Origin of the sequence: Pseudoalteromonas sp. KAN5, from assembly GCF_022846535.1 — a bacterium.
In the GTDB taxonomy this organism is placed as follows: Bacteria; Pseudomonadota; Gammaproteobacteria; order Enterobacterales; family Alteromonadaceae; genus Pseudoalteromonas; species Pseudoalteromonas haloplanktis.
Genome location: NZ_AP025589.1, coordinates 2,018,193 through 2,042,186, shown reverse-complemented (window position 1 = coordinate 2,042,186; position 23,994 = coordinate 2,018,193). Strand labels below are relative to the sequence as shown.

The following is a 23,994-nucleotide window of genomic DNA, read 5'->3' as shown; positions in this document are numbered from 1 at the left end:
TAAATTAATTGGATACAAGAGGTTAACCCCTTGAGCGATATGGCGAAAAATCTAATACTCTGGCTGGTCATTGCAGTTGTGCTAATGTCAGTGTTTCAGAGCTTTAATGGCGGCGATCAAGCAGATCGTCAAACTAGTTACAGTCAATTTGTAAAAGAGGCTCGTAGTGGCTCTATACAAGACGTATCAATGGATAGAACCACAGGTACGATCACAGGCGTAAAATCAAATGGTGAGCGTTTTCAAACCATCATGCCTATTTATGATGAATACATTCTCAACGATTTAATAAAAAATGGTGCGGATGTAAAAGGTGTTAAACCTGAAGAGCAATCGTTCTTAGCTAGCATCTTAATTTCATGGTTCCCGATGTTATTACTGATTGGGGTATGGATTTTCTTCATGCGCCAAATGCAAGGCGGTGGTGGCAAAGGAGCCATGTCGTTTGGTAAGAGTAAAGCGCGACTAATGAGCGAAGATCAAATTAAAACCACCTTTGCCGATGTAGCAGGTTGCGATGAAGCAAAAGAAGACGTCACAGAGCTGGTTGATTTCTTACGTGACCCATCGAAGTTTCAAAAACTCGGCGGCAGTATTCCTAAAGGCGTACTGATGGTAGGTCCTCCTGGTACTGGTAAAACTTTGCTTGCTAAAGCCGTTGCTGGTGAAGCGAAAGTCCCATTCTTTACTATTTCAGGTTCTGATTTCGTAGAAATGTTTGTAGGTGTTGGTGCATCCCGTGTTCGTGATATGTTCGAACAAGCGAAAAAAGCAGCGCCGTGTATTATCTTTATCGATGAAATTGATGCTGTTGGCCGCAAGCGTGGCGCTGGTATGGGTGGTGGTCACGACGAGCGTGAGCAAACACTTAACCAAATGCTAGTTGAGATGGATGGCTTTGAAGGTAACGAAGGGATTATCGTGATTGCCGCGACTAACCGTCCTGATGTACTTGATCCAGCGCTACTTCGCCCTGGTCGTTTTGACCGTCAAGTTGTGGTGGGTTTACCTGATATTCGTGGTCGTGAACAAATCCTTAAAGTACATATGCGTAAAGTACCATTAGGTGACAACGTTGAAGCCTCAGTTATTGCGCGTGGTACACCCGGTTTCTCTGGCGCTGATTTAGCAAACTTAGTTAATGAAGCTGCGCTTTATGCTGCACGTGGTAATAAACGTGTTGTTAGCATGGCTGAATTTGATGCCGCTAAAGATAAAATCATGATGGGTGCCGAACGCAAAACCATGGTGATGAGCGAGAAAGAAAAAGAAATGACTGCGTACCATGAAGCAGGTCACGCAATCGTTGGTCGCATCGTGCCGGAACATGATCCTGTTTATAAAGTATCAATTATTCCACGTGGCCGTGCTCTTGGTGTGACTATGTACTTACCTGAGCAAGACCGTGTTAGTCACTCTAAAGAACTATTGGAGTCTATGATTTCAAGTTTATACGGTGGTCGAATCGCGGAAGCGCTTATTTACGGTGAAGATAAAGTCACTACAGGTGCAAGTAACGATATTGAACGAGCAACAGATATTGCCCGTAAAATGGTTACTCAGTGGGGCCTTAGTGAGAAGTTAGGTCCGTTAATGTACACTGAAGACCAAAATGAGATGTACATGGGCGGCGGTAGTAGCCGTGCTATGAGCATGTCAGATGAAACGGCTAAAGAAATTGATGCGGAAGTGCGTTTGCTATCAGATCGAAACTATCAGCGTGCCGAGCAAATCTTAAAAGATCATATTGATATCTTACATGCTATGAAAGATGCATTAATGAAATATGAAACAATTGATGCGAAGCAAATTGACGATCTAATGGCTCGTCAGCCAGTGCGTGAGCCACGCGATGCTCATGACCGTCGTGATACGTCAGATAAAAAACCTGTCGTTGAAGAGACAAAAGTGCAGCCAGTTGCTGAAAAAGACGACAAATCAGCTCAAAAAGATGAAACAAATCTTGATGATAAAGCTGAATAACAGTTAAAATAGCAGAACGAAAAGCCCCGATTGTCGGGGCTTTTTTTGTTACAGAATAAATAAAGTATAAATATCAATGCAATGGATGTATTGAAGGTGATAGATGACCACAGTTGATTTACCAAGAGGTCGCAGTTTACACCTCACTACCCCAGTCATAATGGGGATTTTAAATGTCACTCCTGATTCTTTCTCAGACGGCGGTCGCTACTATCAAACAGACAGCGCTGTCATAAAAGCTCAAACCTTATTAGCCGACGGCGCTACCATACTCGATATTGGCGGTGAATCAACGCGTCCAGGCGCGCCAGATGTAAGTCTGGATGATGAATTAGCCAGAGTTATCCCTGCAATTGAGGCAATTCGTAGCCACAGTGACAGTACCGTTAATAATTGCATCATTTCGATTGATACCAGTAAAAGTGAAGTAATGCGTCAAGCCATTTTCGCGGGTGCAGATATAGTTAATGATGTACGTGCACTTCAAGAGCTAAATGCGCTGGCAACCGTTGCACAGCACCCTGATGTTGCTGTGTGCTTAATGCATATGCAAGGGCAGCCACGTAGTATGCAGACAGCTCCACAGTATGATGATTTATTCCGTGAAATAAATGATTTTTTTACGCAGCGGATCAAAGCATGCGAAACAGCGGGGATTCAGCGGCGGCAACTTATTCTAGACCCCGGATTTGGCTTTGGTAAAACTCTCAGCCATAACTACCAATTACTGGCACGATTTGATGAATTTAACCACTTTGGTTTACCCGTTCTGGCAGGGCTCTCGCGCAAGTCAATGATTGGCAACTTATTAAATAGACAAACAAACGAACGCCTTGCTGGAAGTTTGGCAGGGGCATTAATAGCAGCGCAAAACGGCGCAAAAATTATTCGTGTACATGATGTAAAAGAAACCGCAGATGTGCTTGGCGTATGGCAAGCATGCGAACAAGGAATTAAACAATGAGTGAAAGAAAATATTTTGGCACCGATGGTGTACGTGGCATGGTGGGTGAATACCCAATTACCCCAGAATTTGCACTTAAGTTAGGCTGGGCGGCAGGCCGAGTCTTGTCACAAAATGGCACTAAAAAAGTCATCATAGGCAAAGATACCCGTATTTCAGGCTATATGTTAGAAACCTCACTTGAGGCAGGATTAATTGCTGCAGGTATTGATGTGGTATTACTTGGCCCTATGCCAACACCGGCTGTTGCATATTTAACGCAGACCTTCCGTGCTGAAGCGGGTATTGTGATCAGTGCTTCTCATAACCCTTATCATGATAATGGCATTAAGTTCTTTTGTGGTCGAGGCTTAAAATTAGCTGATGAAGTTGAACAACAAATTGAAGCGATGCTTGATGAGCCAATGACGTGTGTAGCGTCTGACAAATTGGGTAAGGCTCGTCGTTTAGAAAGTGCTGATGGTCGCTATATTGAATTTTGTAAAAGCCAGTTCCCACAAGGCTTATCGTTAGAAGGCTTAAAAATAGTTTTAGATTGCGCTAATGGTGCAACTTATCATATAGCACCTTCAGTGATGCGCGAGCTGGGCGCTGAGATAATTTGTCATGCATGCGAGCCTAATGGCGTAAATATCAACCTAGAGTGTGGTGCTACTCATGTTGATGCACTAAAACGTAAAGTATTAGAGCATAACGCGGACGTCGGTATTGCCTACGACGGTGATGGGGACCGCGTAATGATGGTTGATCACAATGGGCGTGTATTTGACGGCGACGATATTGTTTACATTATTGCCTGCCAAGCAGCGAACGATGACATGCTAGGTGGTGGCGTTGTTGGAACTGTAATGTCAAATATGGGCCTTGAAAATGCACTCAAAGCAAAAGGCATTGAGTTTGCACGTAGTAAAGTGGGTGATCGTTATGTAATGGAACTATTGCAAGAAAAAGGTTGGAAGATTGGCGGCGAAAGTTCTGGTCACGTATTAAACCTTGATCTGATAAGTACTGGTGACGGCATTATTTCAAGTCTGCAAGTACTCGCTGCAATGGTTGCACAAAATCGCACTCTTAAAGATTTAGGTGCAGGCTTTGTAAAATACCCGATGAAGATGATTAATGTGCGTTATAAGGCAGGCACTGATCCAACACAAGCCCCAGCAGTTATTGCTGCAGTTGCTCAAGTAGAAGAGCAACTTGCAGGAAAAGGCCGTGTATTATTACGTAAATCGGGTACTGAACCGGTTGTTCGTGTCATGGTTGAAGCCGAAGAAGAGAAAGTAGTACTTGATAATGCACAAAAAATTGCTGCAGTTGTCGAATCTATGAGCAAACAAACTGATTAATAACAATAACCTCTTGTAACTTTGGGCGAGTCGAGTTACTATCTCGCCCGCTTTCTAATATGGAGTGGGAAAATGGCAATACGCAAGCCGATGGTCGCAGGCAATTGGAAAATGAACGGCTCTAAAGAGTTAGTACAGCAATTATCTGAGGCAATCAACAACGTAAAATCAGATGAGATCAACGTTGTGGTGTTTCCACCATATCCATTGTTACCAATGCTAACGGCAACCGGGGTAGCAACAGGAGCGCAAACGGTTTCTGAAAATGAACCGGGTGCATTTACTGGTGAAGTTGATGCGCAATTAATTAAAGATTTAGGTGGCGAATATACATTAGTTGGCCATTCTGAACGCCGTAGTATATATGGCGAAAGTAATGACATTGTGGCAGCTAAGTTTGCACGTGCACAGCAAGTAGGTTTAACACCTGTTTTATGTGTAGGCGAAAGTGAGCAAGAGCGTGAACAAGGTCAAACTGAATTAGTCGTTGCTGCACAAATTGATGCAGTAATTAATAAATTAGGTCTAGCAGCACTGAAAGATTCTGTGGTAGCATACGAGCCCGTTTGGGCCATTGGCACAGGTAAGACTGCATCGCCTGAACAAGCACAGCATGTGCACAAATTTATCCGTGATAAAATTGCTTCTTTAGATAGTGATTTAGCACAAGGGCTGACCATTCTTTACGGTGGCAGCGTGAATGAAAAAAATAGCGAATTATTATTTGCACAACCAGATATAGACGGCGGCCTGATTGGCGGTGCTAGTCTAAAAGCAGATTCATTCACTGCAATCTGCAATAGTGCAAAAAGGACCGTATAAGATGTACGAAATTTTATTAGTAGTTTATTTAGTTGTCGCTTTAGCACTTGTTGGTATGGTTTTAATTCAACAAGGTAAAGGCGCAGATATGGGGTCATCATTTGGTGCTGGAGCCTCAGGAACTGTATTCGGTTCATCTGGTGCTGGTAACTTTATGACTAAAACAACGACTATCTTAGCCAGTGTTTTCTTTGTGCTAAGCATTGTATTAGGTAACTTAACTGCAGGTCAGATCAAAAAGACTGATGAGTGGGAAAACCTAGAAGCAGCGCCGGTAGTTGAAACAGTCACTCCTGCAGCTGATGATGTTCCAGTAACATCAACTAAAGAGCAATCTGACGTACCAAATTAATACTTGAAAAAGGTATAGTTAAACGATTTATACTCCTCAGATAAATCATTGAGTTTAACAATTTAGCGAAAGCTTAAAAAATGCGGTTGTGGTGGAATTGGTAGACACGCTACCTTGAGGGGGTAGTGCTTTCGGGCGTGGGGGTTCAAGTCCCCCCAACCGCACCATATTAGAAAAGCCAGTAACAGTCATGTTACTGGCTTTTTGCTTTTTATTTTCACTCCATTTCAAGCTGAACGTTATCTAAATAATTGAGGCGCAAATTTATCTGCGTAAGTTATTTATCTCTATCTCCATTAAGCTCTTTATTTTTAGTGTTTTAATATATTAGTTTAGTTTTTCTACTAAGCTGTTTAATCTTGTTATATCAATTGTGTTACGTTACTGACCATTTATAACGACAGGTAAATAGCGTGATAATAAGGCATAAACTTTGACATATAGTTGTTTTATATGAAAAATTTATACCGCAGTTAGCGCTTTGTTTAGCTTGTTAGAATGATTAAATATTTAAGTCGATTGGTATTTATTCGCTAAGAAAAAAATCCCACCTAAAATATAAACATTTGTATAAACTTTAATTAGAGTATTTAGCTCTGTTGCTATATTTGCATATTCCACAATAAACAAAAACCAACTCCCCTATAGGTAGTTTTACTCCTATTATCTACCCAACTTAGCAAGGCAGCGATTAGGGTTTAACAAGGATGATGAAAGCGATGTTATTTTCTCTTGCTTGTTACATTCCTATGAGTGGTGCAAGCGATGAAGTCAACATAAGGCTAGCAGGAAAAATCACGCCTCGATGTGAATTTTCAACTGCAGCCGAATCACTTCTATTTGATGCCACCGGTTTTGCTAACACAGAACTAACTATAAATTGTAATGCGCCAATAAAAATTGCTTTACTGTCAAAAAATGGTGGTTTGCGTCATCAACAAAGCAATTTAATTGAAGCATATTTCTTCACAATGAAATTACCAGGTAGTGATATGGATATCACCGAGCAGGCGAAGGACCTAATGCTGGAAAAGTCATACGTTATAGATGAAATATTTTTCGATACAACAGCGCAATTAGAATTTCAGTTAGAAAAGCCACTGCTATTTGCTGGAGAATACAATGATGTACTCCGCATAGAAGTGACTCCATCAGCACTAATAGGTGGCATTTAACCGTTAGGGCAAAGATTATTTTAAAAAATTTAAGGAATAATAAAATGAAAAAATTACTCGTTTTAACTGCAATCGCGACTGCTTTCACAGGTTCTGCAATGGCTGCAAGTGTTAGCCTAAGCGGTGTTGTTGAGCCTGTTTGTCAAATTTCAGGCGTTGACTCTGTTAATACTTTTAGTGCATTAGCAATTGGTCACACCGCTCAACACAACATTACAGTTCAATGTAATGATTCTGATGGTGCTGAAATCACTCTTAAATCAACAGAAGGCTTATTAGAAAGTTCTGATCATGAAGATCAAGGTATTGCATACCAAGCTACCTTTAAAGCGGGTGATTTTGATTTTGCTTTAGTCCCTACAAACTGGATTAATGGTGATAATGATCTATCAGTTACAGGCACAAGCCCAGGTTCTGTTGCTTTAGCACAAGGCGTACCAGGCACTTTAGTACTTGAGCTACTTGAAGAAGCTGTATTCGCAGGTACTTACACAGATACGTTACAGATTGCTATAACAGCTAAATAACTTTTCTTCTCCTTTAAAGGCAGCTTGTTGCTGCCTTTTATATTTAAGGTTCTTCAATGAGACTGTTACTTGTCACACTTTTTTTATGCACTTGCTTTAACGTAGCCGCCTTCCAAGTAAAACCTATGGTTGCCGAATTGGAGAGTTTAGGCTCACAATCACAACGCACAATGCGAATACTTAATACATCAAAACAGCCACTTACAGTTGAAATTAGCGCTAATAACTTAACATTAGATGCAGCAGGAAATGAACTGTTAACTGAAAATGAAGATGACTTTCTTATTCTGCCAATGACGACAGTTATTCCTGTAGGCAAAAGCCAATCAGTATTAATCCGTTACATTGGTGAGCCAATGCTCGCAGAGTCTAAGAGCTATCGCATTATTGTTGACCAAGTAGCCGTTGATTTAGCGCAGATGAATACGTCGGGTGTTGGTATGACACTGAGTTTTCAAACTTTATTTAATGTTGTTCCAGAAGGCGCACGGCCGAATATTGAAATTATGAATAAAACCATGGTTTCTAAAGGTGTGTGGGAAATTGAGCTTGAAAATAAAGGCAATCGCTACGTAAGGCTTGCACAAGAAAAATGGCTAATTCAACAAGATAGTGAAGTTTATACTTTAGAGGGAAGGGAGCTCAGCGATGCGCTCATAGGTAAGCTGCTGATGCCAAACTCTAAACTTAAAGTAACACTTAAAGTACCTGAAAAATTTGATATTTCGCGCAGTCAATTAGAGATAAAACTGGATGCGACAACTAACTAAGTTTGTATATTTAAGTTTATTTTTTATATTCAATACTGCTAATGCAATCGAGTTATCACCAATGGTGCTTACTATTGATGCTAAAAACGGACCATTTAGTGCAAGCAGTATTATTACAAATACGCTAAATCGTGATTTTGCCTTTGATGTTGAGGTTTATAAAATTAACTTTCTAGCTGATGGGCATTTTTTAGAGTTACAAGAAGACCCACCTTTTTTCATCTTTCCACCAGCTGCATTTTTGAAAAAAGGCCAAAGTCAAAAAGTACAGATCCAATGGCTAGCTAATATACCGCCAGAGAACGACGAAAGTTATATGGTGACACTTGTTGAACAAGATCTTGCCACTGATTTATCCGCAAACAGTGTGAAAATGCTATTTAACTTTAATCTAGTTGTTCATTTAGAAAACCCAACACTAAACGCGAATTTATTATTGCGTAAAAGTTGGATTGAAAAAAATGAAATTGTCGCGCTTATAGAAAATATGGGCAAAGGCAATGCTAGATTGAGTAATTATGAGATTGCGTTTTCAAAAAAAGATGAGCTAACAGAAAGCTCTTCTTTTATAACTCTTTACAAAAAACAACAATTAAAGCGATTAGGAATAGAAGTGTTTTTAGCGCCAGGGACGATTAGCAAGGTAAGGATACCACTTCCAAGTTCTCTTACTGAGTCACGACAAGGGTTACCATATAATTTGCGTTTGGTCCCCTGATGAAACACATATTATTTTGCTTGTTACTTTTAGTGAGTATAGATGGCTACAGTAAGATTAACCCCAGTAATAAAACGATTGAACTTACAGTTGAAAGCTATATAAATAATGCACCAATTGGTCAAATAACGTTGAGTATCTCTCCTAGTGATGAGTTTGCAATGCCATGGCTTGAGCTCGAAGCAAGCTTCGATAAATTTATGTACTATGATGAAGTGAGTGGACTGCGTAGCTTGGTAAAAAACCAAAGAATAACGGCTGATCAACTGCAGGATCTTGGTATCATGGTTGATTTTGATATGGCCAGTTTCTCTTTATATTTGCGTGTACCCTCTGCATTAATTAAACCGCAAGCACTTAGTTTAAAACGCAAACCTCGTAATTTAAAGGTATCTAAACAAGCTAAAATAAGCGGTTACTTAAACTGGTATGCGAATGCAATCCGCCAGAAAACCGATAATGCTGAAACTGATCAACAATTAAACTCACGTTTTGACTCTGTAGTTAATATTTCAAACTTAGTTATTGAAAATGAATTTGAATATTTTTCTAGTTCTAATAGCACAGATGCTCACGGTAGACGAACATCGTCACGCATTATTTATGATTTACCAGAGTATGGAACGCGTCTCTCGTTGGGTGATAACTATGGTATTGGCAGTTACTTTCAGTCTTCTGTTCGATTTTTAGGGCTGGCATTGGCGAGGGATTTTTCTATGATGTCGGATCGGCAAATAAAACCCACTGCATCACAAAGCTTTATCTTAGAGAGTTCTTCTTCAGTCGAAATTATTGTCTCTGGTGTTGTTGTCGACAGACTTAATTTATCACCCGGCGTGTATTCTTTAAATGACATTCCTATAGAGCAAGGCAGTAACCAGATCCGTTTGCGCATTACTGATAGTGCGGGCATAACCCGGGTGGTTGATTTTGATGTAACGACTGGTTTGGACTTGTTGGCCGAGGGAGAATTAGAGTATCGGTTTAACCTGGGAATTCCCTCAACACTCGCATTTGACGGGCTTGAATATTTAAATGAAGAGCCATTTTTAAGTAGTTACTTTGATTATGGTGTATCGCCTAGCTGGTCAGTAGGTGCAAGCCTGCAAGCAAACAGTTATACACAGCAGTTAACGGCTAAAAATATTGTTGCCATTGAGCTTGGGCAAGTATCATTTGAAGGCGCGCTCAGTTATGCGGAGGAGCTAGGGAGTGCATTTAGGTTTGTATATCAAAACTTCACTAATGGTAGTAGTTCAAACCATAATATCAGTATGGGTTATGAATATTTATCTGAAGATTTTACAGCTTTAAAAGCTGAGCCGAATTCGTTACTAACTTTGCAAACTATAAAACATACTCTGCAGGGAAATTATAACTACTATTTTGGCGAGTCGATGCAATTTGGCTTGAGTGCTAGGTTACAACAAAAATATCAAGAAGATGAGTTTTCACAAGTATATGGCATTTCAACAAGTGGCCCATTCTCTAATGACTGGCGCTGGAGTATACGGGCTAACTGGGATAACTTAAATGAACAAGATGATCTAAATTTTGCGTTATCTATTAATTATCGATTTGATCAAAATACACGTTATAACCTTGCTCTAGATTCGCGTAATGATAAACAAAGGTTAGATTATAGTTATACTGGAAACCAACAGTTCGTGGACTCTAAAACTATTCGTTTGGGCTTAGAGCACAATGATTCCCAGCAAGCAGCTATTGATTTTAATGCTCAATACAATGCTAATAGATTCTTAATTGGCGCTGATCATGCCAGTGATTACATGCAATTTGGCGAATCTGGTATTCATCAATCTAGAGTTAACTTTTCGACTGCTTTAGCATTCGCTGAGACTGATGTTGCATTTGGCAAACCAATTAGTGATAGTTTTGCTTTAGTACAAGCTCATCAGTCGATTCAAGATAAGAATATAAAGCTTGGGCGCTCCCAAGAGTATTATCGAGCCGCAAATGATCAGTTAGGTCCCATCTTATTTAGTGATATTAATTCGTACGATGAAACAACATTAGCGATTGATATAGACGACTTAGAGCCAGGTTACGATCTGGGCTCTGGTATTTTAGCATTTAAATCAAGCTATAAGTCAGGCTATACAGTAACGATAGGATCGAATGCGAATATAACCGTTGTTGCAAAAGTTATCGCAAAAGATGGTTTACCAATAGCAGCAGCTGTTGGCACCGCTACGTGTCCAGAACACCCTGAATTTAAAGAAAAAATATTTTTTACAAATAAGAAAGGGCGATTTGCTATTACAGGGCTGATCCCATGTGACTATGTTATTAGTTGGACTGACAAAACGCTTAAAGAGTTTAAATTAACAATTGTTGATGGTGAACAACTACAACGTTTAGGAGAGATCCATGTACAGTAAAAGCCTTTTACTTATAACCTTGTTCAGTTTAAATAGTGTTGCCCAGTGCGACGCTCGTTTTGCGAATATTAGTCAAAACAATGATGACATAGCCGCCTACCGGCAGTCACAGTCTTATGATTCAAAAATAGAGTTTTCGGTTAACGTAATTAACAATGACGAATGCCAACTTAAAGTCATGGTTGAAAGTGAAAATCATAACTTTTTTATCTCTGATGCTAATCGTTTTGAATTTTTTATTGAATCGCCTGCAACTAATCTTGGCAGTGTAAAACAACCTGTTTTTAATCTAGCGCAATTAGAACTAGCAATTAATTTAATATTAAAAAGCGGAACATTTGTAAAAGCTGGTGCATATTCTGACATGCTTACATTTAGGTTATTCAGTGACAAGCAGCAAGAGCTTGATGTACAAGAAATATCAGTTAATACCCTAGTAGAACCAAATGTGAGCCTATCGCTATTAGGCTTCAATAGTACAGACCATACGGTGCAATTAGGTGAGCTTTACACTGGGCAAGAATACACAAACTTACCCACTCTAAAAGTGGTTACCAACTCTGATGTACAAATGACCATTGATTCTGAAAATGCTGGCTTTTTACAAAATACCATCTATAAACAACAGCACCAGATTGATTATCAACTCAATGTAAATCAAACCTGGTACGAGCTGAATAAAACACAGCGACTGACTATTAATAGTGAGGCATCATCTGCGGAGCTATTTTTACCACTCAAAGTGTTGATAAAAGATATAAGTAAACGGCCCGCAGGAAGTTACGAAGATATAATTAGGATCAGTATTAGCCCATTACACTACTGATTTTATCGCTATTATGCTGGCACCATTTAATTGCCTGTTGCTTATTTTTAACGGCGAGTTTGGTATAAATCTTATGTAAGTGAACCCGAACAGTGCCTTCGCTTATAAATAGTTTATCAGCGATTTCAACACTGCTTAAACCACTGTTTAATAGATTTAATACTTTGAGCTCTTTAGTGGTTAAATTAACTGATTTTGCGTTGCTAAGCTCTTCATTAGCTAAGTATTCACGCATCCAATTATCTGTGATTGCACGAGGAAACCACAACTCACCTTGGTTTATCGCTTGTAAACCTTGATTAATAACTGTTAGGTTCGTATCTTGATAGAAAATCCCCTTGAGGTTTGGCCAATCTTTCAAGCTTTTAGGAAACTCTTCTTTTGGTACATCAAAAATAGCTAAGGATATGCAATCAGATAGCTGCATGAAATTAGCGATTTGTTCTTGACTAGAGAGTGTAGAAAGAGTGGCGTACTTTACCATGAGTACATTGTATTCTTTTGAGACAATAAATAACGGCGAGAAACTACCGTCGTTATAAAAAGATAGATTGCCCTGATTGTGCTGTGACAGTTTATTGATGTCCATAATGATTCCATTCCCTGAAAACCAATACTATATTACTAAAAAAGTGTAAAATCAATGTGTAACTATTATCTGATATAGGCACACATGAGTGTGCCTATTGTTTTACAATGAACCACCAACCCCAATGCTTGGGTTTACGTACACAGGGCCTACTTTAAAAGGGGCGCTTACATTTAAACTTGCGTAAGGGCTGCATGAAGCTAATAAAAGAGTCATGGCGCTTATGCTGGCTATTTTTATTAATCGCTTTTTCATTTTGTAGTCTCCTGAATCACTAAACCAGCGCCTGCTGGATCACGAATTATTGCAACAGTACCATTACGGACTGCATCATTAGGGGCCATTAGCACTTGTCCGCCTGCGGCCGTTACTTTTAATATCGTTGCATCAACATCAGCTACCTTAATATAGTTAACCCACGTATTACCTATTTCAGTGTCTGGTTTTTTTACAAATCCAAAAGCAGGGCTGCTGTTTATTTTTAAGAACGAATAGTTGGCTCCAAACAGTGTTTTCTGTGCCGTGCTATACCCTGCAAGCTGCTGATAAAATGCGCTGCTGGCAGCGGGATCATCACTCCATACTTCTTGCCAGATCCAACTATTGTTATTTATGGTTAGGCTTGGATCGCCATTGATCGTGTTAATGACAGAGAATAAAGCACCTTGTGGATCTTCAAGTACCGCAATATCTCCTCGTCCTGTAATCGTTGTTTTACCAATTAAGGTTTTACCACCTGCTGAGCGAGTGGCATTGATCACGCTATCAACATCAGCAACTGACACGAGTGCAAGCCAGTGGCTATTATTTTGTTTGTTATCTAACTTAGCCATACCAGCAATGACTTGCCCATTTGTACTGACTAAAACGTAATCATCATTAACAGCTCGGAACTGCCAATCGAATACAGCTTGATAGAAAGTTTGTGATTGCTTTAGGTCGGGTGTTACTAAGTCGTGCCAAACAACGTGCCCGAGTTGTTTAGTGCCGCTATCGCTAATGGCGGGTAAGCTCGGTTGTGTAAGCTGACAACCGGTTAAAACAGCTGCTAAAGCGCCGCTTAATAGCAAAGGTTTTAAAAAGTGTTTAATAGCCAAGGTTGATACTCCTTTCATTTGTATTTCCGGTACGTATGCTAAACAAGCTCAATATGGTGTTATATATCGAGGTGGTCTGTAATTATATTGCCAAACGTGGCAAATAATTCAACGCTTAAATAATAGTCTATAAATCACAAAGTAAGCGATTGATTTCATAATTAAGTTTTTAGCTCGGCAAGGTGTCATTTTACTTTTTTATTGTTTTTATGCTTTTTGGGCAATAAAGCTAGATAAATTAAAAATATAGTTAACACTTACAGGTAATAGGCCGATAATACACACAGTTAAAATAATAGGGTAAATAGCATGGCTTCAAGTTTGTCTTTTCAAAACCTAAGCATCAGTAAAAAAATTCACGCTATAACATGCATTGCAGTTATTGCTTTTATAGTAATTGTGTTGATTAATTATATTGCTATGAAAGACAATCGAGGTTCATTGGACGAACTTGAAAAGACCTCTTATCAAGTAGTAAAACTAACTTCTGCCAATGTAGGGTTACTTGAGAAGTTAGACGAGCTTTATACTCAAGCCGTTACATTTGGTGAGCAGGATCTTGTTGATAAAGCTAAAGAGACCTTGACTTTACTAACAGCAAACCTTGATGCGATAAACAATATTAATAGCAACTACATTGACAGCCAAACACGCAAACAATTAACTGACTACGCTGCTATTTCATCAAAAATTGCTAATGATATGATCAGCGGTACAGCCGACTTTAGTAAAATCCAACAACAAGCTCAAGCTAAAACGAATATGTATAATTCCGTGTTGCAAAGCCTTAAAGTCGCTCAGCAACGTGCCGATGATCGCTTTTTTGAATTAGTAAAAAATACCAAATCACGTTCAGATCAGGCATTAACCTTAATGTTAGTTGTTTCATCCGTCTCCTTGTTATTACTATTATTTATGGCAATTTGGATTGCACGTGGTATTGCCGCTGCAGCCAGTGATGCCGCGGCAAATTTACACTTGTTAGGCGAGGGTAAAGGCTCTTTGAGCACGCAGCTTACGGTGCGAAGTGAAGATGAAATCGGCCAAGTCTCGATTAATTTTAATACCTTTATTGCTTTGCTTAAAGAATCAGTATTAGAAGTGATGGCAGTGTGTGAACCACTAATGGAAAATTCAACCCGTTTAGTACAGGGGATGGAGCAAGCGGAAAAGGCGACGAGCAAGCAAACCGCGGATGCAGAGATAGTTAAGCAGTCAATGGAAGAAATGAAACAAAGTGTAGGGGATATCTCACATTCAGCGGCAAGTGCGTCACGTGCAGCACAAATGGCTGAACAAGAAGTTGAGCAAAGCCGTTCGCAAATTCAAACATCGGTATCACAGTCGCAAACCTTAAGTGCTGAAATTAATCGTGCTGCTACAACAATTAATAAGTTAGCGGATGACACAAAAAATGTGACGCAAATACTCAATGTGATCACTGCAATTGCCGAACAAACAAACCTATTAGCGCTTAACGCAGCAATTGAGGCGGCAAGAGCGGGTGAGCAAGGGCGTGGTTTCGCAGTCGTTGCAGACGAAGTAAGAGAGCTTGCTTCACGTACTGCAAAATCAACCAACGAAATCCGTGAGTTATTAAATACCCTAACCAGTGCTGCAAATGAATCGGTCAGCGCCATGACAACTGCACGCGATATGGCCGGTAATAATGCAAAAGCAGCAGAAAACACGGGTATATCAATTGAAAAAATTGCGGAGCAAATGCTTGAAATTAATGGTATGAATTCGCAAATTGCAGCAGCCACGGAGGAGCAAACATCGGTTGCGGCAATGGTCGTTGAAAACGTCTCTAATATGCATATGTCGTTTGAAGATACCATGGCATCGCTTACCGCTGTGCGTGATGTTGCTAAAAACCTTCATTACCTCTCTGATAATTTATTAGATGCCACCGCTAAATTCAAAGTGGAGTAAGTAAACTTTATTTTCACTACGCAAAAAAATAAACAACGCCTTATGATTTATAACCACAAGGCGTTGTTTTCGAGTTAAAAAGCGTTAAAACGATTAAAACGTCGCGATAACTTTTACGCTATCAGTTACTTTGCTGCTATCAATATAGCCAATTGAATCAGCATTACTGCTAACAAAATCGATTACAGCTTGATCATTATCTAACTTTTCTGGTGGCGTGCCTTTACCAGTAAACACCAGTTTTGACCAATAGGCATTAAGTTGGCTACTTGATTTACCAACTACTTTGTCATTAAATTCATCAGCCACGTTATTGCCGTTTTGATTGACCGGATTTACTTTCGTACCATCTGCGAAAGATTTGCTTTTACCAAGGTAGATTTTTTTGATCTCAGTTTGGTCTATAGCATTACCATTATTTGCATTGACGATCACTGCAATATCGGCCAGTACGCTAAACGAACATACAGAAAGTAGTCCTGCTAAAATTAGTTTTTTCATGACTATTCCCCTTAAAAAACTAAATCAACAGCAACGGCAATCACATCCGTTTCAGTATCAGAAATATCATCTTTAAAACGACTAAAATCAACCTTTAGCGCTGCAGATGGATGGAAGTCATAACGTGTGCCAATAGTGTATACGTTACTTTTAGCTTTTGAGCCTTCTAACACTAAATTAATGCCTTGATTAAGTGGTGGCACAGCGGGTAGTGCGTTATAGCGGTTACTTTCATGTTTATCGTCGTTGTTTTCGTAAGTTAAATGAACGATCCACTCATCCATTCGATACCCCACAGAGGTATAATACTGAGTTTGTTTCGCCAAAGCGCTGTTATCAACTTCAAACTCCGTGTATTCGGCATCAAATAACAAGTTGTTGTAATCAATTGAAACCCCTAAAGCAAGAAAAGAGCCGTCGTCTTCGTCCACAGCAATGTTATTTGCTTGATCAACAAACCCCGCGTTACGAAGGGCTTCTTCTAATTCATTAAGGGCGACCCCTGTTGGCGTATCATTTTCGATAGCAATAGAGGTGTCAGCTACAAAATAGGCTGCGCGAGCACTAAACCAGTCGTAGCTCAAGGTCCAGTTAATACCGGCAATATCATTAAGCTCTGTGTCACCATTTACAGATACAACCGCAATAGTACCGTCATAGCCTCCGTAAATAACTTGCACTGTTGAGTCCCAGTCACCGAGTTGTGAGGTATGAAGTAAGCTCAAACCTTCATAGGTAGAAAATGGAATGTTATAAACTGATTGAGGAGGTCTTACCCAGCGGTAGGCATAACCCACATCCAAAAAGTCAGAATAACGATAAAAAGGCACACGCATTTTACCCGCACTGAGTTGCAGCTCATCGGTAAACTCGTATGTTAAGTAAGCCCATTCAAATTCGGCATCAAAATCATTTTCACCGCGAGCAACAATTTGTGCTGTCGCACTGAGTTTGTCTTGCAGATCTGCTGATAACTGTAAAGCAAACACGCTCTCATTTTTAAATGAAATGTCGTTGTCGTACCCATACAGTGACGAATCATCATCCAGTGTTTTACCGCCAACGATGGAAGCAAAACCATTTATACGTATTTCTGCATATGAGGGGGCAGATAAACAGGCTGCGCAAATTGCAATTGCGATAGGCAGTTTTTTCATTGTGTATCCTACTAGTTTTGTATGTTGATTTCAGCTGGAGTATAGGAGTAAACACGTAAATTATCGACAAATTTACATTGATTTAGTGTTTTTAATTATAGGTTTAACAAAGTACGCGGGACGCTATAGATGGTAAAAGAAAGTAGGATGGTGTTTTAATGATAATGAATTAGTTAGGCTGTCACAATGACAGCCTAACAGTATAAGTATTAATTGTTATTTTCTTGTTCGCGCTCTTCGCGTGCGGCTTTTAACTCGTCAGCGAGTTCTTGCGCTTTTTGCTTGGTTTTCTCTGTTAATTCGCCAGCGGCTTCTTTACTTTCAATCCAGGCATCAAGGGCCACTTCTTTGCCATCGTCGTACATATCAAGGCCAAGTTTTTTACTCTCCTGTAGTAATTCCTCAAGTGTTTCACCTTTAAATTCATTGGTGGTTTCTTTCACTTCATCCCAAGCATCATTGAGCGCTTGCTGAGCTTGTGCTTTGGCTTCTGCTGCATCTTTTTTTACTTCGTCGGCATCTTCACAGCCAGTTAACGCCACACATCCTAATAAAACTAAGCTTACTAATTTGTTCATATTGGTTCTCTAATAAAAGGATTGATTTACTAAGGAGTATTTCCTTAGGTACAGTATTAATGACAATCTCAAAACAAGCAATATACAGGCTATAAAATGAATGTACCTAGAACAGCACGCTTGCACTTTAAATTAATGGATGAAAATGACAGTGCCTTATTACTTGAACTAGATAGTGATCCACAAGTGATGGCACACTTAACGCGTGGCAAGGTAAGTACCATAGACACCATCAAAGAGATATTTATGCCACGGATGCAAGCTTATCGAAATCCATCACTAGGCTGGGGGCTTTGGCAAGTAAACCTAACAGAAAGTAATTCCTTTATAGGTTGGGTGCTGATTCGACCTATGGGATTTTTTACAGATCAGCCGGATCATAGTGATATCGAAATTGGTTGGCGCTTCAAGCGGGCAAGTTGGGGAAAAGGCTATGCCAGTGAAGCAGCAGCTGCCGTTGCTGATGCAGTTATAAAGCACAACGCTATACATACACTTAGTGCTACGGCATTAGAAGCTAATCGCGCCTCGATTAAAGTCATGGAAAAACTCGGTATGCAGTTTGTTGAACATTACTCACATAGCGATGAGTTTGGTGAGTTACCCGCCGTGTTATATCGTAAGTTTGTTTAAATCAGCATAGAGTTGTTTGACCTAGGTTTGCAGAGTGTGTATTAATGAGTGTAATAAAATAATTTTAAAAATAGAAAGAACAAGGAATTTAATATGTTTTCAGGCGCTAAGCATTTGCTGATTTTCAGTCTTGTTATTATGCAAGTACAAATAACGGTACTGGCTGCGGGCAAAACCGCGCAAGCCGCTGTTGCTATGCCCGATAGTTATAGTAGTGATACCGCCAGAGCTATTTTAGAGCAGGGTGGCAACGCTGTTGATGCGGCAATTGCAGCCCAGTTTGTGTTAGCGGTTACTTTACCTGAGGCGGGTAATATTGGAGGCGGTGGTTTTATGCTGATCCAAAAAGACGGGCAAGGCGACTTTATTGATTATCGTGAAACTGCCCCCAGTGCGGCGCACCGTGATATGTACTTGGATGATAAAGGCAATGTGATTGCCAATAAATCGGTTTACGGTATTCACGCCAGTGGCGTACCTGGCAGCGTAGCTGGTATGTGGCTTGCCCACCAAAAACACGGCACGCTTGACTGGAAAACCCTTGTACAGCCCGCTGTTAAGCTCGCCGAACAGGGCTTTATCGTCCATCCAAAACTGGCCAACAGCATTGAGCGCTATATTGCGCGTATGGCCAAAAAAGACGTAACGATTAACTTTGCTGATTATTTCGCCAGTGCCAAAGCCAATGAAAACTTTAAGCAGCCAGAGCTTGCAGCTACTTTAAAACGTATTCGCGACCAAGGTAAAGCAGGCTTTTATGAAGGCGAAACAGCCAAGATCATTGCAGACTTTATGAGTGAGCATGGTGGGATTATCACTGCTGCTGATTTAAAAGCGTATCAAGCAAAGTCACGTACACCAATGAAAGCAACTTGGAATGGTTATGAAGTACTGACATCACCACCACCAAGTTCAGGCGGCATTGCAATTGTACAATGGTTAAAAATGTATGAGTTGACTAAACCTGCCGCCGGCCTTGAACATAACTCGACTGGCTATATTCATTTATTAGCTGAAATTGGTAAACGGGTATTTGCCGATAGAGCAGAGTACTTAGGCGATCCTGACTTTTTCGATGTACCAAAAGCAGAGTTAATCGCCAGTGATTACCTTAAAAAGCGCAGTAGTACCATTACCCTTGATAAAATATCGACCACCGAAGATATTAAACCTGGTCTATATGAAAGCGAACAAACCACGCATTTTTCGATTGTTGATAAATGGGGCAATGCAGTATCAAATACCACTACCATTAACTTAGGTTACGGCAGTGGCGTAGTGGTCGCAGGTGCAGGTTTTTTGCTTAATGATGAAATGGATGACTTTAGCGCAAAACCTGGGGTGATGAACGTATTTGGCGCGCTCGGCGGCAAAGCCAACGAAATACAGCCGCATAAGCGCATGCTTAGCTCAATGACGCCAACTATTTTACTCAAAGATAATAAAGTAAAAATGGTCACCGGCTCACCAGGTGGCACCACCATTATTAGCTCAGTGTATGAATCTATATTAAACGCGGTGGAATTTAATATGACTGCTGATGACGTCGTAAACAGCCCACGCTTTCATCATCAACTTTGGCCTAAAAACGTTATTCGTCATCACCCAGGTTTAGATGCCGGCGTTGTCAAAGCGCTTGAAAAAATGGGTTATACACTTGATGAACGCCGTTTTGGTGATATGCACGTGATCATCGAACGCGATGGCAAGCTTGATGCCGGCTCAGAAGCCTCAGGGCGCGGCAAAGCGGTGGTGTTTTGAGCGCAGCGGTAAGTAGCTATAAGCTGTAAGTGGTTAGCCGTAAGCTGTCAGTTTGCGCGGTGTTAAATTAAAGGCCGTAGATACAAGGTAACTAGGAGCTAGGAGAGTATGTTGTAGGCGCGAGTTTATCTCGCGCTTTGGGCATTATAAAATATACGCTAATTGCTGACAGCTAATAACAGTGCCTGACGTAAACTAGGAATTAGAATTATCGATTGTCTTCAAAGTGCCAATTGCAGACATTGGTAACGCTTTGCTAAGGGGCTAAAAATGGCTGTAGTAGTATAAAATGTTTCCGAGCGCAGCTTTTATTATGCATTGCCACGCACAAGCCATGCAAGTTCATTTACAGGTAAATATTCATATTTGATATTCGAAAGACCATCGCCTTCGTTCCAGTCCGTAATAATCTGTGCCGTACATTCGGAAGGAATATTATTCGTTTCGTAGAATGCTAGGATACGATTTTTACAAACGCTCAATTCTGAATCAAATACTTTTAATAAAAATTGGTATATGCGACTTATAATATCCGCATATCCAAAAATCAACTCCGTTAGATTTGCATCGTCCTCTAGGGCCTCAATATCTACTCTAACGCTTCTCCAATTGTAATTAGAGTTAAGTATTTTTACCTTAGAAAGATTCAGCTTTACCTTTTTTTGAGGAAGAGCACTTGCAAGGTTGTTCATATCGAATTTCAGTGAGGTTACAGGAAGACCATAATGCAGCGCATAATTTCTCAGTTCATACATGAGACGATAACTTATATTCTCTTTATGGAGTTTCCTTCTGTAAGCATTCCAACTTGATAATTTTTGCGATTTTTCTCCAAATTCTGACTTTAATTTTGCTTCTGCGAGATTTAAAAATGCATTACCTGAAGATAGTAAGTTAGTAAACCTTTGCTGAACTTCAGCCAGCGAACTGATAGCCTCCATATGATTCATAATACCGTCAACTAATCCGTTATTGGGGTCAGATATTCGACAAATGAAATTCTCCAGATCTTTAACGTTTCTCTCGATAGTCTCGTAAGCATATGAGATAGGCTGCAAAAAATGAATTACTTCAAAACTCTTATAAAGTTCTTTTAGTTCTAAAACATCAATAGTTTTTCGACCTATTGATGTATCCACTAAACCTTTAGCATTTATAACTTGAAACATTACTCTTTTGTTCAATTTCTGCTCCTTTCACGCATAACAGCTTTAAACACCATTGTGATGGTTTAGAACACACCAAAGCGGCGTTTAATAATGTTATCGGACAAAATTAGGTTCCGACTCAAAACACAGGAATAAATTTAATTTTTCAGTGGCCGGTTATCGCTCAAACTCGTCGCTCAGATTGTCATGAATTACTCATTAAATACCCGTAAACACTATAAAACCGAGGGGCTTAGCCCCCGGCAATTTTTACTTTGAATTTAAGTGCTTCTAGGATGGCTTTGAGTTTTTCGCGGTCGTCGCCTTGGACTTCAATGATGCCGTCTTTTACTGCGCCGCCTTGGCCCATTTTACTTTTGATTGTTTTGGCGAGTTTTTTTAGATCGTGTTGTTCGCTGTCGATGCCGGTGACTAACATAACACCTTTGCCTTTACGGCCTTTGGTTTGGCGTTCGATGCGCAGGGCGCCGTCTTTAAATACTTTACTTGCCACTTCTTTACTTGGCTTGGGTTGGCTGATCCGGCCTGTTTCGGTTGAATAAACGAGATTACTATCACTCATGCTTAACCTGCATTGAAAAAGTTAAATAAACAATGAAGTAGATAATAACAAATCTAATAACAAATTTGTGTGTGGCGGGTTTTATTTTTGCTGATTTATCATTAAGCAGTTATATTTAATACTCATTAAGAATGGATAATCTGATCAGGAGTTAACTAATGAGTTTAAGCAAGAGTGCCTCAGCTGATGGTGCGACACTCACTATTCAAATTAAAGGGAAATTTGACTTTAATTTAGTGCAGTCGTTTCGACAGGCCTATGCCGATATAAGCGAAAAAACCGCTAAAATTGTGATTGATCTGCGTGAGACCGATTACATGGATAGTTCGGCGCTTGGCATGCTATTAAACATGAAAAAAACTTTGGGCACTTCTGTTGATGCAATTCAAATTAGTAATTGTCAGCCACAATTAAAGAAGATCCTACAAATATCTCGATTTGATAAAAAGTTTGATATTGATTGATGCACATTCTTGTTGTTGATGATCAACCTCTTAATTGTACGCTGTTAAAAGTGATGTTGGATCAACAAGATTATCAGGTATCCACTGCCGAGAATGGCGTTGAGGCGCTAGCTATATTAGAGCAGCAAAGCATTGATATTGTGTTACTCGATGTCATTATGCCTATTATGGATGGCTACGAAACCGCTGCAAAAATTAAACAGCGTTATAATGAAGTACACCTACCGGTTATTTTTATTACCTCGTTAGAAGACCAAAGTAGTTTTGAGCGCTGTTTAGAAGTGGGGGGCGATGACTTTATTCATAAACCGTTCGATAAAGTTATTTTAACCGCAAAAATAAAAGCCCACAGCCGTACCCGCAAATTAAGCTTAAAAACTCACGAGCAAAATAAGCTTTTAGAATATCATTACAATCAAACCGAGCGCGAACACGAAATCGTTGAGCATATTTTTAATAATGCGCTAGAGAACCAAGATAAATTTACTGACAATATTGATTTTCATCTGTCACCCGCCTCGATGTTTAATGGTGATATGTGCTTGATTGCGCAAAGTCCGATTGGCAGTTTGTATTGTATGCTGGGGGATTTTACCGGCCACGGCTTAGCAGCAGCTGTGGGGGCGTTACCGGCGTCTAAAGTTTTTTACACTATGGTTAATAAAGGCATGGCGGTCAGTGATATTGCCACTGAAGTTAATGCGATACTAGCGCAATTACTGCCAGGTAATATGTTTTGTGCGGCGACGATTATTGAGTTAAGCAGTTCAGGGAAAAGTATTTCAGCCTGGCTTGGCGGTCTACCAGATGCTTATTTAATTGATCAAAATGGCAATGTGCTAAAAACCTTAGAGTCACAACATATGGCATTGGGGGTTTTAGACAGCGATGAGTTTGAGCGAGAATTAGTTCATTTTGAAGTAGACGAGAGCATGCGCTTGGTATTAGCTACCGATGGCATAATTGAAACCACCAATGCGCAAGATGAATTTTTTGGCGAGCAGCGTTTTATTGAGGCATTGGCCAGTAAGGCGAAAGTGAATAGTCATGATGTGATCGCTAAAGTGACACAGTTTGCTCATGGCAGTGCACAACAAGATGATCTTAGTTTAGTGTTGTTTAATTGTGTTGCGGTTCCTCCTTTGGCTGAAGAGCAAGAGCCGTACTCACGATTACCGTTTAATTTTTCGTTAACACTCAATTCTCAGCAAATAAAACAAACCGATCCGGTGCTGGAAATTGTCGAGGTTTTGTCGCAAGTTGGCGGGCTTAAAGCGCATCGCTCAGATATTTTTTTGTTGCTGTCGGAGGCTTATAATAATGCGCTTGATCATGGCGTGTTAGGCCTTGATTCTGCGATTAAAAATAAAGAGGATGGTTTTATTGAGTATTACCAACTCAGAGAAGCCACTCTGGCAAAGTTAGTGGATGCCCTGATCATTGTCGATATACGCTATTGCCCTGAAACATTGAGCCTATATTTTACTATTTGTGATTCGGGTAATGGTTTTTCAAACACAGATAGTAGTGCTACCAGTAATAATCGAGAGCATGGTCGTGGCCTCTCTATTTTAGAAGAAATCGCAGAGCAGGTGACTTATAACGCATCGGGTAACCAAATTGAAATGTGTTATAAATTACAGTAATAACAAAGCTAGTCGTG

General features: G+C 40.0%; 24 protein-coding genes and 1 tRNA gene. 17 read left to right on the top strand and 8 right to left on the bottom strand.

Annotated elements, in window-relative coordinates:
* Positions 1–30: 30 nt before the first annotated feature.
* The 12 genes from ftsH to KAN5_RS09090 all read left to right on the top strand — a co-directional run bounded on the left by ftsH (position 31) and on the right by KAN5_RS09090 (position 11,885).
* Complete coding sequence (gene ftsH / locus KAN5_RS09145; RefSeq protein WP_279612609.1) at positions 31–1,983, top strand: ATP-dependent zinc metalloprotease FtsH; 1,953 nt, start codon at positions 31–33, stop codon at positions 1,981–1,983.
* Between the two features lie 103 nt (positions 1,984–2,086).
* Complete coding sequence (gene folP, locus KAN5_RS09140; RefSeq protein WP_244389583.1) at positions 2,087–2,947, top strand: dihydropteroate synthase; 861 nt, start codon at positions 2,087–2,089, stop codon at positions 2,945–2,947.
* Positions 2,944–4,293, top strand: a complete 1,350-nt coding sequence (gene glmM, locus KAN5_RS09135) for a phosphoglucosamine mutase (protein WP_016707970.1) — start codon at positions 2,944–2,946, stop codon at positions 4,291–4,293. The genes folP and glmM overlap by 4 nt, the downstream gene beginning before the upstream one ends.
* A gap of 72 nt (positions 4,294–4,365) precedes the next feature.
* Positions 4,366–5,115 (top strand): triose-phosphate isomerase, encoded by a 750-nt coding sequence (gene tpiA / locus KAN5_RS09130; RefSeq protein WP_016707969.1) that lies wholly within the window; start codon positions 4,366–4,368, stop codon positions 5,113–5,115.
* 1 nt (position 5,116) lies between these two features.
* Positions 5,117–5,467: a preprotein translocase subunit SecG gene (secG, locus tag KAN5_RS09125; protein WP_016707968.1), complete on the top strand. Its 351-nt coding sequence runs from the start codon at positions 5,117–5,119 to the stop codon at positions 5,465–5,467.
* 82 nt (positions 5,468–5,549) lie between these two features.
* Positions 5,550–5,634: transfer RNA gene (locus KAN5_RS09120), tRNA-Leu, on the top strand.
* A gap of 540 nt (positions 5,635–6,174) precedes the next feature.
* Positions 6,175–6,642 (top strand): hypothetical protein, encoded by a 468-nt coding sequence (locus KAN5_RS09115; protein ID WP_244389582.1) that lies wholly within the window; start codon positions 6,175–6,177, stop codon positions 6,640–6,642.
* Positions 6,643–6,686: 44 nt separating this feature from the next.
* Entirely contained in the window at positions 6,687–7,169 is a 483-nt protein-coding gene (locus KAN5_RS09110; protein ID WP_244389581.1) for a hypothetical protein, read from the top strand.
* A 56-nt stretch (positions 7,170–7,225) separates the two neighbouring features.
* A complete protein-coding gene (locus KAN5_RS09105) occupies positions 7,226–7,939 on the top strand; it encodes a molecular chaperone (protein ID WP_244389580.1) in 714 nt (237 codons plus the stop codon).
* Positions 7,923–8,657 (top strand): hypothetical protein, encoded by a 735-nt coding sequence (locus KAN5_RS09100; RefSeq protein ID WP_244389579.1) that lies wholly within the window; start codon positions 7,923–7,925, stop codon positions 8,655–8,657. Before KAN5_RS09105 ends, KAN5_RS09100 begins: the two co-directional genes overlap by 17 nt.
* Positions 8,657–11,059: a fimbria/pilus outer membrane usher protein gene (locus KAN5_RS09095; RefSeq protein ID WP_244389578.1), complete on the top strand. Its 2,403-nt coding sequence runs from the start codon at positions 8,657–8,659 to the stop codon at positions 11,057–11,059. The genes KAN5_RS09100 and KAN5_RS09095 overlap by 1 nt, the downstream gene beginning before the upstream one ends.
* Entirely contained in the window at positions 11,049–11,885 is an 837-nt protein-coding gene (locus KAN5_RS09090; protein WP_244389577.1) for a hypothetical protein, read from the top strand. The genes KAN5_RS09095 and KAN5_RS09090 overlap by 11 nt, the downstream gene beginning before the upstream one ends.
* On the opposite strand, the gene KAN5_RS09085 is transcribed toward KAN5_RS09090, so the two are convergent.
* From KAN5_RS09085 to KAN5_RS09075, 3 genes are all read right to left on the bottom strand, one after another.
* Positions 11,866–12,474: a response regulator transcription factor gene (locus tag KAN5_RS09085; RefSeq protein ID WP_244389576.1), complete on the bottom strand. Its 609-nt coding sequence runs from the start codon at positions 12,472–12,474 to the stop codon at positions 11,866–11,868. The genes KAN5_RS09090 and KAN5_RS09085 overlap by 20 nt on opposite strands.
* A gap of 102 nt (positions 12,475–12,576) precedes the next feature.
* The gene (locus tag KAN5_RS09080) at positions 12,577–12,729 is read right to left on the bottom strand and encodes a hypothetical protein (protein WP_016707967.1); all 153 of its coding nucleotides are present in this window, start codon (positions 12,727–12,729) and stop codon (positions 12,577–12,579) included.
* On the bottom strand, positions 12,726–13,589 hold the full coding sequence (locus KAN5_RS09075) for a VOC family protein (protein ID WP_244389575.1): 864 nt from the start codon (positions 13,587–13,589) through the stop codon (positions 12,726–12,728). Before KAN5_RS09075 ends, KAN5_RS09080 begins: the two co-directional genes overlap by 4 nt.
* Before the next feature lie 291 nt (positions 13,590–13,880).
* Between KAN5_RS09075 and KAN5_RS09070 the strand changes: the two genes are divergently transcribed.
* Positions 13,881–15,506, top strand: a complete 1,626-nt coding sequence (locus tag KAN5_RS09070) for a methyl-accepting chemotaxis protein (protein ID WP_016707965.1) — start codon at positions 13,881–13,883, stop codon at positions 15,504–15,506.
* Between the two features lie 93 nt (positions 15,507–15,599).
* On the opposite strand, the gene KAN5_RS09065 is transcribed toward KAN5_RS09070, so the two are convergent.
* From KAN5_RS09065 to KAN5_RS09055, 3 genes are all read right to left on the bottom strand, one after another.
* Positions 15,600–16,007: a phosphate ABC transporter substrate-binding protein gene (locus KAN5_RS09065; RefSeq protein ID WP_016707964.1), complete on the bottom strand. Its 408-nt coding sequence runs from the start codon at positions 16,005–16,007 to the stop codon at positions 15,600–15,602.
* 11 nt (positions 16,008–16,018) lie between these two features.
* Positions 16,019–17,164, bottom strand: a complete 1,146-nt coding sequence (locus KAN5_RS09060; protein ID WP_016707963.1) for a porin — start codon at positions 17,162–17,164, stop codon at positions 16,019–16,021.
* A 209-nt stretch (positions 17,165–17,373) separates the two neighbouring features.
* Positions 17,374–17,742 (bottom strand): hypothetical protein, encoded by a 369-nt coding sequence (locus KAN5_RS09055; protein ID WP_138554048.1) that lies wholly within the window; start codon positions 17,740–17,742, stop codon positions 17,374–17,376.
* A 96-nt stretch (positions 17,743–17,838) separates the two neighbouring features.
* Between KAN5_RS09055 and KAN5_RS09050 the strand changes: the two genes are divergently transcribed.
* Both KAN5_RS09050 and ggt read left to right on the top strand, forming a co-directional pair.
* Positions 17,839–18,375: a GNAT family N-acetyltransferase gene (locus KAN5_RS09050; protein ID WP_244389574.1), complete on the top strand. Its 537-nt coding sequence runs from the start codon at positions 17,839–17,841 to the stop codon at positions 18,373–18,375.
* A gap of 93 nt (positions 18,376–18,468) precedes the next feature.
* Positions 18,469–20,136, top strand: coding sequence for a gamma-glutamyltransferase (gene ggt / locus KAN5_RS09045; protein WP_244389573.1), 1,668 nt, complete (start codon positions 18,469–18,471; stop codon positions 20,134–20,136).
* Positions 20,137–20,447: 311 nt separating this feature from the next.
* On the opposite strand, the gene KAN5_RS09040 is transcribed toward ggt, so the two are convergent.
* Both KAN5_RS09040 and KAN5_RS09035 read right to left on the bottom strand, forming a co-directional pair.
* A complete protein-coding gene (locus KAN5_RS09040; RefSeq protein WP_244389572.1) occupies positions 20,448–21,320 on the bottom strand; it encodes a hypothetical protein in 873 nt (290 codons plus the stop codon).
* A gap of 217 nt (positions 21,321–21,537) precedes the next feature.
* Positions 21,538–21,867, bottom strand: coding sequence for a translation initiation factor (locus KAN5_RS09035; RefSeq protein ID WP_016707957.1), 330 nt, complete (start codon positions 21,865–21,867; stop codon positions 21,538–21,540).
* A 158-nt stretch (positions 21,868–22,025) separates the two neighbouring features.
* Between KAN5_RS09035 and KAN5_RS09030 the strand changes: the two genes are divergently transcribed.
* Both KAN5_RS09030 and KAN5_RS09025 read left to right on the top strand, forming a co-directional pair.
* The gene (locus tag KAN5_RS09030) at positions 22,026–22,331 is read left to right on the top strand and encodes an STAS domain-containing protein (RefSeq protein WP_016707956.1); all 306 of its coding nucleotides are present in this window, start codon (positions 22,026–22,028) and stop codon (positions 22,329–22,331) included.
* Positions 22,331–23,977: a fused response regulator/phosphatase gene (locus tag KAN5_RS09025; protein WP_244389571.1), complete on the top strand. Its 1,647-nt coding sequence runs from the start codon at positions 22,331–22,333 to the stop codon at positions 23,975–23,977. The genes KAN5_RS09030 and KAN5_RS09025 overlap by 1 nt, the downstream gene beginning before the upstream one ends.
* Positions 23,978–23,994 lie beyond the last annotated feature (17 nt).

What these genes read in the sequence shown, in the direction of transcription:
- KAN5_RS09075 (WP_244389575.1), bottom strand. Translation starts at nt 13,589, where the DNA reads ATGAAAGGAGTATCAACCTTGGCTATTAAACACTTTTTAAAACCTTTG.
- KAN5_RS09105 (WP_244389580.1), top strand. Translation starts at nt 7,226, where the DNA reads ATGAGACTGTTACTTGTCACACTTTTTTTATGCACTTGCTTTAACGTA.
- KAN5_RS09035 (WP_016707957.1), bottom strand. Translation starts at nt 21,867, where the DNA reads ATGAGTGATAGTAATCTCGTTTATTCAACCGAAACAGGCCGGATCAGC.
- KAN5_RS09100 (WP_244389579.1), top strand. Translation starts at nt 7,923, where the DNA reads ATGCGACAACTAACTAAGTTTGTATATTTAAGTTTATTTTTTATATTC.
- glmM (WP_016707970.1), top strand. Translation starts at nt 2,944, where the DNA reads ATGAGTGAAAGAAAATATTTTGGCACCGATGGTGTACGTGGCATGGTG.
- KAN5_RS09070 (WP_016707965.1), top strand. Translation starts at nt 13,881, where the DNA reads ATGGCTTCAAGTTTGTCTTTTCAAAACCTAAGCATCAGTAAAAAAATT.
- KAN5_RS09025 (WP_244389571.1), top strand. Translation starts at nt 22,331, where the DNA reads ATGCACATTCTTGTTGTTGATGATCAACCTCTTAATTGTACGCTGTTA.
- KAN5_RS09050 (WP_244389574.1), top strand. Translation starts at nt 17,839, where the DNA reads ATGAATGTACCTAGAACAGCACGCTTGCACTTTAAATTAATGGATGAA.
- KAN5_RS09090 (WP_244389577.1), top strand. Translation starts at nt 11,049, where the DNA reads ATGTACAGTAAAAGCCTTTTACTTATAACCTTGTTCAGTTTAAATAGT.
- KAN5_RS09095 (WP_244389578.1), top strand. Translation starts at nt 8,657, where the DNA reads ATGAAACACATATTATTTTGCTTGTTACTTTTAGTGAGTATAGATGGC.
- KAN5_RS09060 (WP_016707963.1), bottom strand. Translation starts at nt 17,164, where the DNA reads ATGAAAAAACTGCCTATCGCAATTGCAATTTGCGCAGCCTGTTTATCT.
- tpiA (WP_016707969.1), top strand. Translation starts at nt 4,366, where the DNA reads ATGGCAATACGCAAGCCGATGGTCGCAGGCAATTGGAAAATGAACGGC.
- ggt (WP_244389573.1), top strand. Translation starts at nt 18,469, where the DNA reads ATGTTTTCAGGCGCTAAGCATTTGCTGATTTTCAGTCTTGTTATTATG.
- KAN5_RS09085 (WP_244389576.1), bottom strand. Translation starts at nt 12,474, where the DNA reads ATGGACATCAATAAACTGTCACAGCACAATCAGGGCAATCTATCTTTT.
- KAN5_RS09110 (WP_244389581.1), top strand. Translation starts at nt 6,687, where the DNA reads ATGAAAAAATTACTCGTTTTAACTGCAATCGCGACTGCTTTCACAGGT.
- folP (WP_244389583.1), top strand. Translation starts at nt 2,087, where the DNA reads ATGACCACAGTTGATTTACCAAGAGGTCGCAGTTTACACCTCACTACC.
- KAN5_RS09055 (WP_138554048.1), bottom strand. Translation starts at nt 17,742, where the DNA reads ATGAACAAATTAGTAAGCTTAGTTTTATTAGGATGTGTGGCGTTAACT.
- KAN5_RS09115 (WP_244389582.1), top strand. Translation starts at nt 6,175, where the DNA reads ATGATGAAAGCGATGTTATTTTCTCTTGCTTGTTACATTCCTATGAGT.
- KAN5_RS09065 (WP_016707964.1), bottom strand. Translation starts at nt 16,007, where the DNA reads ATGAAAAAACTAATTTTAGCAGGACTACTTTCTGTATGTTCGTTTAGC.
- KAN5_RS09030 (WP_016707956.1), top strand. Translation starts at nt 22,026, where the DNA reads ATGAGTTTAAGCAAGAGTGCCTCAGCTGATGGTGCGACACTCACTATT.
- KAN5_RS09080 (WP_016707967.1), bottom strand. Translation starts at nt 12,729, where the DNA reads ATGAAAAAGCGATTAATAAAAATAGCCAGCATAAGCGCCATGACTCTT.
- secG (WP_016707968.1), top strand. Translation starts at nt 5,117, where the DNA reads ATGTACGAAATTTTATTAGTAGTTTATTTAGTTGTCGCTTTAGCACTT.